This is a genomic window from Paraclostridium dentum, from assembly GCF_012922555.1.
GTDB lineage: Bacteria > Bacillota > Clostridia > Peptostreptococcales > Peptostreptococcaceae > Paraclostridium > Paraclostridium dentum.
On record NZ_WIPK01000001.1, the window covers coordinates 479,789 to 493,027 of the forward strand.

Annotated in this window: 15 protein-coding genes; 10 read left to right on the forward strand and 5 right to left on the reverse strand. The window is 27.8% G+C overall.

Annotation, left to right across the window (positions count from 1 at the left end; all coding sequences use genetic code 11):
- The first annotated feature begins 297 nt into the window (after positions 1-297).
- The 8 genes from GFJ41_RS02235 to GFJ41_RS02270 all read left to right on the forward strand — a co-directional run bounded on the left by GFJ41_RS02235 (position 298) and on the right by GFJ41_RS02270 (position 7,103).
- Positions 298-972: a tyrosine-type recombinase/integrase gene (locus tag GFJ41_RS02235; RefSeq protein WP_170074485.1), complete on the forward strand. Its 675-nt coding sequence runs from the start codon at positions 298-300 to the stop codon at positions 970-972.
- Between the two features lie 787 nt (positions 973-1,759).
- On the forward strand, positions 1,760-2,467 hold the full coding sequence (locus GFJ41_RS02240) for a hypothetical protein (RefSeq protein WP_170074486.1): 708 nt from the start codon (positions 1,760-1,762) through the stop codon (positions 2,465-2,467).
- 144 nt (positions 2,468-2,611) lie between these two features.
- Entirely contained in the window at positions 2,612-3,313 is a 702-nt protein-coding gene (locus tag GFJ41_RS02245; RefSeq protein WP_170074487.1) for a hypothetical protein, read from the forward strand.
- A gap of 175 nt (positions 3,314-3,488) precedes the next feature.
- A complete protein-coding gene (locus GFJ41_RS02250; protein ID WP_170074488.1) occupies positions 3,489-3,863 on the forward strand; it encodes a phage terminase small subunit-related protein in 375 nt (124 codons plus the stop codon).
- A complete protein-coding gene (locus GFJ41_RS02255) occupies positions 3,856-4,566 on the forward strand; it encodes a gp53-like domain-containing protein (protein WP_170074489.1) in 711 nt (236 codons plus the stop codon). The genes GFJ41_RS02250 and GFJ41_RS02255 overlap by 8 nt, the downstream gene beginning before the upstream one ends.
- A gap of 22 nt (positions 4,567-4,588) precedes the next feature.
- Positions 4,589-4,873 carry a hypothetical protein gene (locus tag GFJ41_RS02260; RefSeq protein ID WP_170074490.1) on the forward strand — a complete coding sequence of 95 codons (285 nt, stop codon included), beginning with the start codon at positions 4,589-4,591 and terminating at the stop codon, positions 4,871-4,873.
- Positions 4,874-5,035: 162 nt separating this feature from the next.
- Positions 5,036-5,815: an N-acetylmuramoyl-L-alanine amidase gene (locus GFJ41_RS02265; protein WP_170074491.1), complete on the forward strand. Its 780-nt coding sequence runs from the start codon at positions 5,036-5,038 to the stop codon at positions 5,813-5,815.
- A gap of 226 nt (positions 5,816-6,041) precedes the next feature.
- Entirely contained in the window at positions 6,042-7,103 is a 1,062-nt protein-coding gene (locus GFJ41_RS02270; RefSeq protein WP_170074492.1) for an acyltransferase family protein, read from the forward strand.
- A 210-nt stretch (positions 7,104-7,313) separates the two neighbouring features.
- Here GFJ41_RS02270 and GFJ41_RS02275 read toward each other — a convergent pair whose 3' ends face one another.
- Positions 7,314-7,523 (reverse strand): helix-turn-helix domain-containing protein, encoded by a 210-nt coding sequence (locus GFJ41_RS02275; RefSeq protein ID WP_170074493.1) that lies wholly within the window; start codon positions 7,521-7,523, stop codon positions 7,314-7,316.
- 346 nt (positions 7,524-7,869) lie between these two features.
- Here GFJ41_RS02275 and GFJ41_RS18670 point away from each other — a divergent pair, with 346 nt between their 5' ends.
- On the forward strand, positions 7,870-8,313 hold the full coding sequence (locus GFJ41_RS18670; RefSeq protein WP_500048745.1) for a hypothetical protein: 444 nt from the start codon (positions 7,870-7,872) through the stop codon (positions 8,311-8,313).
- A 54-nt stretch (positions 8,314-8,367) separates the two neighbouring features.
- Here the strand turns inward: GFJ41_RS18670 and GFJ41_RS02285 are convergent, their stop codons facing one another.
- The 4 genes from GFJ41_RS02285 to GFJ41_RS02300 all read right to left on the reverse strand — a co-directional run bounded on the left by GFJ41_RS02285 (position 8,368) and on the right by GFJ41_RS02300 (position 11,083).
- Positions 8,368-8,577 (reverse strand): hypothetical protein, encoded by a 210-nt coding sequence (locus tag GFJ41_RS02285; RefSeq protein WP_170074494.1) that lies wholly within the window; start codon positions 8,575-8,577, stop codon positions 8,368-8,370.
- A gap of 309 nt (positions 8,578-8,886) precedes the next feature.
- Positions 8,887-9,450 carry an ABC transporter substrate-binding protein gene (locus GFJ41_RS02290; protein ID WP_170074495.1) on the reverse strand — a complete coding sequence of 188 codons (564 nt, stop codon included), beginning with the start codon at positions 9,448-9,450 and terminating at the stop codon, positions 8,887-8,889.
- 90 nt (positions 9,451-9,540) lie between these two features.
- A complete protein-coding gene (locus GFJ41_RS02295; protein WP_035116555.1) occupies positions 9,541-10,344 on the reverse strand; it encodes an ABC transporter permease in 804 nt (267 codons plus the stop codon).
- Positions 10,331-11,083, reverse strand: a complete 753-nt coding sequence (locus tag GFJ41_RS02300) for an ABC transporter ATP-binding protein (protein ID WP_035116554.1) — start codon at positions 11,081-11,083, stop codon at positions 10,331-10,333. The genes GFJ41_RS02295 and GFJ41_RS02300 overlap by 14 nt, the downstream gene beginning before the upstream one ends.
- A 292-nt stretch (positions 11,084-11,375) precedes the next feature.
- Between GFJ41_RS02300 and GFJ41_RS02305 the strand changes: the two genes are divergently transcribed.
- The gene (locus GFJ41_RS02305) at positions 11,376-13,115 is read left to right on the forward strand and encodes an ABC-F family ATP-binding cassette domain-containing protein (RefSeq protein ID WP_170074496.1); all 1,740 of its coding nucleotides are present in this window, start codon (positions 11,376-11,378) and stop codon (positions 13,113-13,115) included.
- Positions 13,116-13,239 lie beyond the last annotated feature (124 nt).

Here is a 13,239-nt window from a genome sequence, read left to right on the forward strand (position 1 = left end):
ATTGGAAAAAGAGTGGACACACTTTGGAAAAAAGATGTGTTAGAATATTAATATAGCAATGGTATATAAAAAAGGGTTAACTCATTTCCGATCTAGTGAGTTAATCCTTTTTTATTGCAAAACAGTAAAGAAGAAAATAATAGGTGAAAAATACTAGATATGCTTTACTGTTAAATAGGCCAATTAGTCGACTGACTAAGGGCTTATTTCTATACCTAAAATTGCACATTGAAAATTAAATATAATATGTAATAGTTTGTCTCCATCCTTATTTTAAAAAGGAGGTGATGAATTATAATGATTAAAGACTTTTATTTGACTGAAGAAATAGATAAAGCCGATTTAAAGGTACCATCGAATCCTATACCACATAATTACTACAAAAGGTTTAAGTATAAATTACAAGAAAATAGTAAAGTTAATGCAGAAAGAAATTCAATATTATTTTTAGTTGGTATAGCTACAGGATACAGACTCCAAGATATAGTTGATTTAACCATAGGGGACATAAGAGAGGCTATACAAAATGGAAATTTCCTAATACAAGAGAAAAAGCAATATAACTCATGGTTAACACATGTTAAGGAGAATCCAAACTCAAAAAGGAAGAAACCTAATAAGAGGTATGCAGAAATAGAACCTAGATCTGAGTTAGAAAAAGCACTAAAAGATTATGTAAAAGGAAAGAAAAATAGTGGATATGCATTTTTCTCGAATGGTGAGTATGGGTATATAACAGCAAAGTCTTTTAGTAGAGTTTTAAAGAACATTGGCGAAGGACTAGGGCTAGAACATATTTCAGGACATAGTTTAAGAAAAACTTATGCTACATGGTTATATGAGATGACCAATGATATAGTATTTGTGAGTAAACAGTTAGGGTATAAAAGTCCAGAAACAACTATGAAGTATATAGGTATAGATAGAAAAGATAAAAAGAGAGCAGCTGGGATAATATCCAGTATGCTCTAATTTTTTTATAAAATATATGCTCCAAAAAAGAACACTATCGCAAATAGGAAAAACTAATGAAAATACCTTCTATTTATATATAGGTAAAAAGCCTAATTAAAGATATGTGTAATCTATATAGTTTTGGAGCATAAGTATTGTTTTTTTAAAACTAGTCTTAAATTAAGTAATTTCAATTTGTTGAGTAGTCTTGTATATATAAACCTAATAAAGAAATAAAAAAAATAATAAACAGATTTAATCTGGAAACAAAGACAATTCTACATGCCAGTAATTGGAATAGGTATAGAGGTTGAGGTTAAAAAGTGTTTGTTAAAGTGGTATATGAGTACATTTATAGGGCTATGACTCACAAATTCAAAAAAATATAAGCAGTAACTATATAAGAGTTGATAATAATGAAATACAATTTTGATGTAAAACTAGAGGTTTTAGTTTACTACAACTAAACTTTTAGCAAAAAACAGTATTTTTAGCACTGAGTTGCATAAGTAGCAATGAAGAAAAATGATATAGCTATTGGAAATACTAGATTCTTGTTTGACTATACCGAAAAATTATATTTAGGGCATAGTTGGAATGTATAGATTCTTCAGAGCAGAAAAAGTAATTAAATGGTTAAAATATTGAGTTTTATAAGATAGTAAAATGTTTTAAATCTTAAGATGTAATGATGTTTATTAGGAAATGTGCAATAGAAAGATTAAAATGGCAAGTTTTAATGAGTGTTTACATAATAAGCTATCTAGATAAATTGATAATATTTTTATATAAAAGGAGAAAGAATATGAAAACAAAAAAAGATGAAAATTTAAAAGCAGCATTATCCGGGAAAGACATAATACATGGGACGAGTCCACTAAGTACTAATGGAACTACTCGATTAGTAACTGATGGAGATGAAACAACTGGATTTGAATTAAGTACATCATTAGCAGGTCTTCAATCGGACTTTTTAAGATATAGGTTTGCATATCCTGTATCAGTAAATAAATACAAATTACAGATAGATGAGGTAGCTAAGAAAAAAGGGTTTTTACTGACTATGGCATTTATAAATTCTAGAGGAGAGGAGGTATTTCCTATAAAAAGTAAAACATTTGTAGGAGATGATGGAATATATGATTTAGGAAAGACTTACGATGATGTTCACCAAATATATATGTTTATAGATCATCCTAAGTATATAAACGATACATACAAAGTATTAGAGTGGGACTTATATTTGGGTTCAGATCCAGATCCAAATCCAGATCCAAATCCAAATGCTAAGTCCATTTTAACGATAACAATGAACGATGAAATACAAAAAGAATATAGCTTATCAGATGAAGAAGTGACAGCTTTTGTTAATTGGTATGATGGAGTGGCCAAAGGAGTTGGAAGAGGAAGATACTGTTTCGATAAGAACTGGAATATGGGGCCATTCAGTACAAGAGAAGAACATATAGAATTCAGTAAGATAATAATTTTCAGTATAGACAAGCAAGCATAGTAAATAAACTAAATCTTCATGTGAAATGATGTTTGTTTGAAAATATTAAAATAGAAGGATTAAATGAAAAGTTTTAAGCGAGTATTTACATAATACGTCATGTAGATAAATTGCTAATATTTTTATATAAAAAGGAGAAAGAATATGACAATTAAAAAAGATGAAAGCTTTAAAGAATTATTATTAGGAAAAAATGTAATACATGGGACGAATTACAATACTATTAACGGAACTACTCCATTAGTAACTGACGGAAATGAAACAACTGGATTTGAATTAACTACATCATTAGCAGGTAGTGAATCAGACTTTTTAGTATACGACTTTGAAAATCCTGTATCAATAAGTAAATACAAATTACAGGTAGATGAGATAGCTAAGAAAAAAGGTTTTTTATTTACTCTGGCATTTGTAGATTCTAAAGGAGTACATATATTCCCTATAAAAAGTAAAACATTTGTAGGAGATGGTGGAATATATGATTTAGATAAGACTTACGATGATGTTAAAAAAGCATATATGTTTATGGATCATCCGAAGTATATAAAAGATACATACAAAGTATTAGAGTGGGGCTTATATTTTGGTTCAAAGTCAGAGCCAGACCCAGACCCAGATCCAAACGCTAAGTCCATTTTAACAATAACAATGAAAGATGAAATACAAAAGGAATATAGCTTATCAGATAAAGAATTAACAGCTTTTGTCAATTGGTATGATGAATTAGCTAAAGGAGTTGGAAGAGGAAGATACTGCTTCAAAAAGACTGGGGATATGGGACCATTCACCAAAAGAGAAGAACATATAGAGTTTAGTAAGATAACAACTTTCAGTATAGACAAGTAAGTCTTTAAATAATGATATATACTGTCATGAAATACTAAATTTCTTATTCACTATCACTTAAAAATATATTTAAATAATCTAGTAAAAACACCCTTATAGACCATTAAATGGATTGTAAGGGTGTTTATTTTATTTTAAATACATATAACGATACTTAGGGAATAGTTGGAAAGAGGTGATTAATATAGCAAGAGTAAAAAATCCAAACAGAGAAAAGGCATGTGAAATTTACATAGAAAAAAGAGGCAATATAAAATTAACTGAGATTGCATCTATGTTAAATGAAAAGCCAGCTAATATTAGAACTTGGAAATATAATGATAAATGGTCTGAAAGAATACCTAAGCCTGGAGCCCCTAAAGGAAATCAGAATGCAAAAGGAAATAAAGGTGGGCCAGGAGGGAAAAAGGTAAATACAAATAGTGTCCAACATGGAGCGTATATGTCTGCAGATAGAATATTATCAAGGATGCAAGATATATTACCTAAAAATGGCTTAACTTCAATGGTTAAAAGTTATTTTATAAAAGTATGTAATTATAATGGTTAATGAAGGTGAATTGCAATTATATAATAAAAAAAGCAATGAAATTTTTTCTTCTAGTGTAAAAATAGATATAAATGGAATTGAAATTGACAGTATCAATGCTTCTACAACGAATATTATAAATAATTATGGTATCGTCATAGTGGATAAAGCTACAAACAATAGTCTTTTTAGTGTTACAAAAAATAGAGTTACAGCAAGAGGTGGAAGTTTTTATGTGGATCATCCTACAAATGGATATACACTTTTATGGGGTAGGGACATCGTTATAAATGGTAAAAGAGCTATAGTTGGAGCGGGTGATAGAGATTTAGAAGTTGGAGCAAATAAATTATTTTTAAATTATAATAATGACTTCGGAAATGGAGTTGAGATTGGAGGAAGACTTACAAATAAAGGTAATGAAGTAATTTCGAATTTAGGGTTTAATAATTCTGAAGCGGTATATCACATTTTTTCGAGTGGTTTAATAATTCAATGGGGATTTTTTAGTGGATTCGGTGATGCGACGACGTATATTTCATTTCCAAAGCCATTTAAAAATAAATGCGTTGGAGTGTTTACACAATTTACAGGTGATAGTACAGGATTTTTCAGAGCAACAGTAGATGGTACATCAAATTTCGGATCACAAATAACTACTACATTTGTAAGTGGTTTCAATGATCGAGCAAGAACAATAAAGTGGTTTGCCATAGGAAGTTAATTTAATTGAATAGGAGGAACTCATGGATTTTATAACATTAATACAAAACGTAGGATTTCCAATAGCTTGTTGCATGGCTCTTGGATATTATTTAAATAACAAAGATAAAGCAGACAGAGAAGAAAGAAAAGAAGATAAGCTTGCAGATAGAGCTAGAGAAGATAAAATATTAGAAACTAATGCTAAACTGTTAGCTACAAATGAACAGTTAGCAGAAAGCGTAGAAATAATAGCAAAAGATATGAGAAATGACATAACTAGAACAGAAAATAAAATAGATAAAATATTAGAAAAGGTTAGTGTTTAATTATGACAACATGTATAACATTAAAAATTATGATTAGTATTGAACAAAAAACACTTGTACAGGGTTTACATTTGCAAAACATAATCCCTTTATAAAAGATGAAGACTATTTTAAAATAGCAAAATCAAAAATAGAACTATTAAATTTAGGAGGTAATTAATTATGAAAAAAGTTTATTTAGATCCAGGTCATGGAGGAACAGATTCAGGAGCAATAGGAAATGGAATTAAAGAGAATGATATAGTACTAGCTGTTGCTAAAAAAGTAGAAGCAAAACTAAAAAAATGTAATTTAGACATAAGAATGGCAAGAACAATAGATGATTTTAAAACTCTAGAATATAGAAGTACAGATGCAAATAGTTGGGGAGCAGATTGTTTTGTATCTATACATGCAAATAGTGCAGACGCAACTTCTGCTCAAGGTATAGAAACTTATTGTTACAAATTTGCATATAGACCATTAGCTGACAAAGTACATACAGAAATCATAAATTCTAAAACTTATACTAAAAATAGAGGTGTTAAGGAAGGTAATTTCCATGTTATAAGAGAGACTAATATGGACGCTTGTTTAGTAGAATTAGCATTTATTTCTAACTCAGAAGATGCTAACTTATTAAAGAATAAACAAGAAGAGTTTGCAACAGCTATAGCTAAAGGTATATGTACATATTTAGGTGTAACTTATGTAGATGATAGTCAAACATCACCAAGTGAAGGATTTGCAAATGGAGATTACTCAGGAAAAAGAGCTAGAGTTACAGCAGATGTTTTAAATGTAAGATGGGATAGAGGTACTGAATATGATGTTATAGGTCAAGTTAAAAATGGTGATATAGTTAACTTACAATATTGCCTAAATGGATGGATAAGCATAGAAGGGTTTAATGGCAATAAAGGGCTTGGTTATGTTAGTACTACGTATTTAGAACTTTTATAGAGATTCTAGATAAGCTTTGTTAGCAATCTAAATAACTTATTAGTTATTTAGATTGCTAACAAGATCCGTATATTACAAAATTCTATTAGAGCTCTTTCAATGCTAATATTTAGTATTTAATCTTTATATAGTTAATAAAAAGATAAATTTTCATTGTAAAAAAATTACAATATATGTAAAATAATATATGAAATTATAATCAATTTTTAAAATATATAAGGGGGTTATGACAATTCAAGCAGAAACATTAAAATTAAACAGTGTTAATCGTAAAAGAATAGAGTGGATTGATATTTGTAAAGGGCTAGGAATCATTGCTGTAATTTTAGGACATAAAGGTATTATGTTCCCCTATATTTATTCATTCCACATGCCGTTATTTTTCTTTTTATCAGGATATTTATTTACATATGAAAAATATCCTAACTTGCTAAAGTTTATTAAAACTAAAGCAAAATCACTACTTTTACCATATTTAATTTTTTCAATTATATCAATGATTATAGTATATCTAACGTCAAATATAGGAGTGAATACTAGTCAAATAGATTTAAACTTTTGGATTAATCAACTAATTCTATCAAAGCGTAATTTTATACCATTTAATGTTGCGCTATGGTTTTTAACATCTATTTTTACAGTTGAAATATTATTTTTTATACTTATAAAATACGTAAGAAAAGAATTTTTTATATGGATTATTTTGGTTATATCTGCATATATAGGTTGTGTAGTTCTACTTGTTCCAGGATCTGTAAATACCTTAGTATGGAGTTTCGATGCGTCAATTTATTATATGTTATTCTTTGCAATTGGGTATTTTTTAAAAGTAAAACATATAGTTGTTTCAAATAAATATAGAAGCTTTCTTTTTATAATATTAGCATTCATAAGTGTATCTATGTGTTTTGACCAAAATACCGTAAATTTTTTATTTAAGAATAGATTTAATATTCCCATTGGAATATATTCTCTATTCAGAGAAGTGTTTCTATCTATTGCAGGTATATATACATTTGTTTATATTTCAAAGTTAATAGGAAAAAGTAAAAAATTATCATTCATAGGAGAAAATTCATTAACATTTTTCGCATTACATTTACCTATTGGATTTGTTGTTGTAGACAAAATAGTTTACTTATTAAACATAGGTCAATTACCAGAACTTTTAACTGGTTTTCTATATACTGTAGGATCTATTATATCTATTATGCCTTTTATATATTTACAAAAAAACCATAGAGAAATAGTTAATGTATTTAGAGTAAAATTTAAAAACATAGCATAGATAAATATTTGTAGTTATCTTAAGCTAATTATTAGTTATTTAGATTATTAACAAAGATAAATCTATATATATAAAAGTAGTAGGAGCTTAACCCTACTACTTTTCAACTTTCACATTTTTTTTCTTTCTGTTCATTTTTTAAGAATTTCAACATCCTTTATTAAACAGGTTTTAAAAAATTTACAATTCTTATCTTTGCATATAGTTTGTTTATTCATTGTTTTTCAATTCTCCATATTCCCTTATCATTGAAGTTTCTTTTACTACCCAATCTCTGGCAAACTTTTTACAATCTTCATCAGCTACTAATTTTCCAGTTTCAACAGCTTTCCTTAAGGTAGAATCTTTTAATCTCCATAATTTAGTGACTTCTGCAAATGAATATAAACCTTTAAATCTACATATATTTTCAACTCCCATTCATATCTAGTGTATAACATTATACACCCTCTCATTTAAAAAGTATTAAAATATTTAAATTTAAACACTTATAAAAGTTATAGTTTAAGCTTTAATAGATTCTGGTCATCCCAGTTTTTTATTATTAACCAAACTTATAATTCTCCTTACAATATGTAATTGGTATCATTTAGATGTTTTAGTTCTAATTTGTAAATTTTATTTATTGTATAATTTTGGTAAAAATATTTAAGGAGATTATTATGGGAATATTTACAAAAAAAATAAAAATGGAGATAGATCTGTAAACTTATCATTTATATATGGTATTCCTGGATATGGAAGAGGTACAGCTGTTGCTTTAAGCATAGAGAAAGACAAAAACTATTTAACTGTTAGACCTAGAGCTTTCAAACATTTACCTGAAGTAAGTATAGATATGGATAGACTAGTAGGCGTTACAGTTGCTAATGAAAAAGAAATTTTAGAAAAGGAAAAAGAAAAAAGTGTAGTTGGAAGAGTTGTAATTGGAGGAGTACTATTAGGTCCTTTAGGAGCTATTGTTGGGGGTATGACTGGAATAGGAAGTAAAACTACATCTAAAAATTATATTATTATAAACTATAAATATCTAAATGATGAATTAAAAATACTTAGTTTTGAGATTGTAGGAGCGAGCTTACACTGGACTTCATTTGTTGAAGAGTTAAATAAAATAATAGTTCCAAAACAAAAAATGAAGAAGCTGGAACCATTAAATCTGATAAAATATATCTTTAATGTATTATCAAAGGTTTTACCTACAGGATAATTTAATTAATTATCAAAAATAAATCAAAAAGATGCTTTTAAAGGCATCTTCTTTTTAGTATCTAGATAATATATAGTTTTTTAAATCTGTTACAATAGCAAAAGCTAATATTGCTGCACCAATCAATTTTTCAAAATAAAATAAACTCTTTCCTAAATTTAAAATAAACTCAGGTGTATTTTGGCTTGATATTAAAATTGATTGCAGTATCATCATACACACAATTATACATGCAACGAATATTGAATTTTTAAAATGCTTCATATTATATTCTCTTCTAAGCGAGTCTATATTATATTACGGAATTTTTTTCAAAATCTTTATTCGAATAAATGTACTTTTTTATTATCTACTATAATTTTATAAGTTTTTGGACTCATATTTTTACTATATTGAATTTTATTAGAAAAATTTTCATATAATTTTGCCATTAATTAAAGTAGACTTTTCAACCGAATTCTTCTTAAGTATATACTCAAGTTTTAACATTTTCGCAATCTTCTTAATAAAATTTATCAGGAATTAAATGGTATTTAGAAATAACTAGATGTAATACATAATGTTTTACTGTTATCATGGAACTGATAATTGAATATCTGTACGTACATTTACTTCACCACTTTTAGTATTTGTTCCTAAAGATAGATTATTTTTCTTTAAAACATATTCTAATGTCATTTCAGGAACTCCACCTTTTCTACCACCTAAAACTTCTTTACCTTTTAATTGGTCAAAAGAGAAATTATCATTTTTCTCACGAGATACTAAAAAACTACCGTCCTTTTGAGTCAATTGTGCAAAGTTTACTGCGTAGTTGTCATTGCCTTTATTATATACATAAATAGAAGCTTCAGGCCCCATAAGACCTATGTCAACCTCTCCTGAAAGTAAGGCTGCCATAGTTTTATCAGCACCTTGTGTATTTATAAGATCTATTTCTATACCTTCCTCATCAAAGAATCCTTGAGTTATTGCTGCATACTGAGGGGCATAAAATATAGAATGAGTTACTTCTCCTACTGTTAACTTAGTCATATCTTTATCAGTAGCATCTGAAGAAGCACCTTTTGTACAACCAGTAACACCTAATGCAAGGCTTGTTGCCACTGCCAATAAAGTTGAGATTTTTTTGAACATAAATAACCCCCTTTAAAAAATTTATACCATTTATTTTATTAAAAATTTAGAATACATGTTACATATAGTTAATACTATATGGCATAAAAATTATCTTTTAGATCTATAAATTTTTTCAGCTATATTTAAAACTTGATACATTACTAAAGCACATATTGCTAATACTATTACACCCATCATAACCAAATCTAATTTAAATACTTGACCTCCATAAACTATTAGATATCCAAGTCCGTATCTAGAAACTAAGAACTCTCCAACTATAACTCCAACCCATGCCATACCTATATTTATTTTTGTTAAGTTAATTAAATTTCCTATATTTGAAGGGAAAATTAACTTCGTTAAAATTTGAAACTTAGTAGCTCCGAAACTCTTAAGCATTTTTATTTTTTCTTCATCTACTGATATAAAATAGTTATAGGCTGAAAGGATAGTAACAACTACAGAAATTGTAATAGCGATAACTATAATACCCTTCATACCAGCACCAGCCCAAACTATTAAAATAGGAGCAAGAGCAGTCTTAGGGAGTGCATTTAAAACTACCAAAAACGGGTCTAGAGTTTTTGATAGACGTTCAGACCACCAAAGAAAAATAGCTATTAATATACCTAAAACTGTACCAATTACCAAACCGACAACTGTTTCATAACTAGATATTAAAACGTGTTTTAATAGCTCACCAGTTTGCAGATATTTAACAAATAAAGTATATATATCACTTGGTTTACTAAATAAAAATACGTCTATGATATTTAAGCGAGCTAGTATTTCCCACAATGCTAGAAATCCGATTAATAAAAGCCATTGAGAAAAAAATACTATTCTCTTTTCTTTTTTTATTGATTTTAAATACTCCATATGACCTGTGGAAAGATTATTTTGTTTCACTTGAATCGATCTCCTTCCATAAGATGTTAAAATAATCTTTAAAGTTTTCAGCACTACGTGATATAATAGGGGTTCTTTCTCCAGATATTTTCAAGTCTATAGTATAGATACTTTTAATCGTTGCAGGACGCTTTGAAAGGACTGCTATTTTATCTGACATGGATATAGCTTCAGATATATCATGGGTTACTAATATTGCGGATTTACCTTCATTTCTAATAATTTTGTAAACATCGTCACTAACCAATATTCTAGTTTGATAATCAAGGGCTGAAAATGGCTCGTCAAGCAAAAGAATATCGGGATTTACAGCAAGTGTACGAATTAAAGCAACTCTTTGTCTCATACCACCGGATAGTTCTTTTGGATACATATTTCTAAAGTCCCATAAACCATAGGTTTTTAATAATCTTTCAATTCTAGAAATAGCTTCAGGAGTTTTCTTTTTTTGAATTTCAAGTCCTATTAAAATATTATCCATTATAGTTCGCCACTCTAAAAGATGATCCTTTTGAAACATATAACCTATATTTCCAGTTATATTAACTTTGCCAGATGTTGGTTTTAGAAGCTCTGTTAAAATGTTTAAAATAGTAGATTTACCACTTCCAGAAGGGCCAAGTAGGGTTAAAATTTCTCCCTCACTTAAAGAAAAGTTAATGTCATTTAGAACTTGGATTTCACCATCTTTATTATAAAAGTTTTTGGTAAGATTTTTTACATCTACTATTGATGTCATAAGATGTCACCTCCATAGATTTTGCTAGTATACTTTATAGTATTAAGAACAAATGAGTTTTGTACCAATATAATAAATAAGTTAAAAAGAATACATATAAATAAACCTATCAATCAAGTCAGGTTTCAATATAAAACCATTGAAATAAGTCTTAAAAAATGGTATTCTATCAAAAGAAAATCTAAAAAGAATGTCGTTATTATATATAAAATCAATTTTAAAATTGGGATTTGATATATACTAGAGCTTATTTACTTAAGCTCTTTTTAAATGATAAAGAGAGGTAATAAATATGATAAAAATTGACAACTTGTCCTACTCATTTCCAAACAAAGATCTATACAACAATATTTCATTTACATTAGAAGAAGGTCAACACTGTGCTTTCATAGGAGCTAGTGGGAGTGGAAAAAGTACACTTATAGATATAATTATGGATCCAGAAAGATATTTGTATGATGGAACATTAGAAATAGACCCAAACTTCAAAATTGGATATGTAAGTCAGTTCTTACAAGAAAATAAAAGTAAAGAAACTACAGTTTTTGAATATATAGCAGAAGAATTTATAAAATTACAAGAAAAAATTTCATCTATATGTACTGAAATGGAAACATCTTCGGATATTGATGCGCTTTTAGAAAAGTACCAAGAAGCTTTAGATGCATTTGATGCAATTGATGGTGATGATTATGAAAGTAATATTAATAGAAAACTAAATCTTGCAAACTTAGGTAATCATAAAGATAAAAAGTTATCTGAAATTAGTGGAGGAGAATTTAAACTTATCCAAATAATTAAGGAAATGCTTAATAATCCTGACTTGATGATTATGGATGAACCAGATGTATTTTTAGACTTTGAAAATCTTAATGCTCTAAAGAATTTAATTAATTCTCACAAGAAAACAATACTAGTTATCACACATAATAGATATCTACTTAATCATTGTTTTAATAAAATTATACACCTTGAAAATGCACAACTTCAAGAATTTGATGGAAGATATATTGATTATAATTTCTCATTACTTCAAACTAAAATTGAATTACAAGAATTATCTATTGCTGATGATGAAGAAATTGAGAGAAATGAAGCTTTAATCCAAAAGTTAAGAGAAAGAGCAACTTATAATGCTGAAGCTTCTAACGGAAGAGCTTTAAAAGCTAGAGTTAAAATACAAGAAAGATTAGAAGCTCGTAGAATTAAAGCACCGTTTGTAGATATTAAACAACCAAATATTAAATTAGACACTGATAACGAAATAGAAGAAACTATTGCTTTAAAAGTTAATGATTATAGAATGGCTTTTGATAAAGTTCTTTTAGAAGATGTTAATTTTGAAATTAAATCTAATGATAAAGTAGCACTTGCTGGTACAAATGGGGTTGGGAAAACAACTATACTTAGAGAAATATTCAAAAATAATAATAAATCAATTGAAATAAATGATGATATTAAGATAGCTTATTTATCTCAGTCACAATCAGAGATTTTAGATGAGTCTAACACGATATTTAAAGAATTTTCTGAGTTAGGATTTGAAAATCGTAGAGATGTTAGAAGATATATTTCAAATTACGGTTTTGGGCAAGATGCTATTGAACAAAAGGTAAAAGATTTATCTGGTGGAGAAAAAAATATTCTTCAATTAGCTAAAGTATCATACATTAAGGCCAATATGCTACTTTTAGATGAACCAACAAGTCATCTAGATACTTATTCTCAAATAGCACTTGAAAAAGCTATAAAAGATTATAATGGTGCAATTTTAATGGTTTCTCATGATTACCAATTTATAAATAATTGCATGGACTATGTTTTAATGATTGAAGATAAGAAAATTAGAAAAGTTAGTATGAAAAAGTTTAGAAAAATGATTTATTCTAACCATTTTGATAGAGACTATCTAGAAATCGAAGAAAAGAAAAAATTAGTTGAAACAAAAATATCAAAAGCTTTAAGAGATATGGATTTTGAACTTGCGAAAGTTTTATGTCAAGATTTAGAAGAACTAATTAAATTACTTTAAGTATTATATAGTCTAAAGTGACAAGTTAATATATAAATGGAAAATAAATAGGATTAGAGTAGGGCATATGTGCTTTGAAAACTCTAATCCTAATTTTTACGCTTAAGAATTTATGATTAACGAA

Coding starts and splice junctions, on each gene's coding strand:
- GFJ41_RS02240 (WP_170074486.1), top strand. CDS start 1,760: ATGAAAACAAAAAAAGATGAAAATTTAAAAGCAGCATTATCCGGGAAA.
- GFJ41_RS02245 (WP_170074487.1), top strand. CDS start 2,612: ATGACAATTAAAAAAGATGAAAGCTTTAAAGAATTATTATTAGGAAAA.
- GFJ41_RS02275 (WP_170074493.1), bottom strand. CDS start 7,523: ATGGGAGTTGAAAATATATGTAGATTTAAAGGTTTATATTCATTTGCA.
- GFJ41_RS02300 (WP_035116554.1), bottom strand. CDS start 11,083: ATGACATCAATAGTAGATGTAAAAAATCTTACCAAAAACTTTTATAAT.
- GFJ41_RS02235 (WP_170074485.1), top strand. CDS start 298: ATGATTAAAGACTTTTATTTGACTGAAGAAATAGATAAAGCCGATTTA.
- GFJ41_RS02265 (WP_170074491.1), top strand. CDS start 5,036: ATGAAAAAAGTTTATTTAGATCCAGGTCATGGAGGAACAGATTCAGGA.
- GFJ41_RS02270 (WP_170074492.1), top strand. CDS start 6,042: ATGACAATTCAAGCAGAAACATTAAAATTAAACAGTGTTAATCGTAAA.
- GFJ41_RS02290 (WP_170074495.1), bottom strand. CDS start 9,450: ATGTTCAAAAAAATCTCAACTTTATTGGCAGTGGCAACAAGCCTTGCA.
- GFJ41_RS02255 (WP_170074489.1), top strand. CDS start 3,856: ATGGTTAATGAAGGTGAATTGCAATTATATAATAAAAAAAGCAATGAA.
- GFJ41_RS02305 (WP_170074496.1), top strand. CDS start 11,376: ATGATAAAAATTGACAACTTGTCCTACTCATTTCCAAACAAAGATCTA.
- GFJ41_RS02260 (WP_170074490.1), top strand. CDS start 4,589: ATGGATTTTATAACATTAATACAAAACGTAGGATTTCCAATAGCTTGT.
- GFJ41_RS02285 (WP_170074494.1), bottom strand. CDS start 8,577: ATGAAGCATTTTAAAAATTCAATATTCGTTGCATGTATAATTGTGTGT.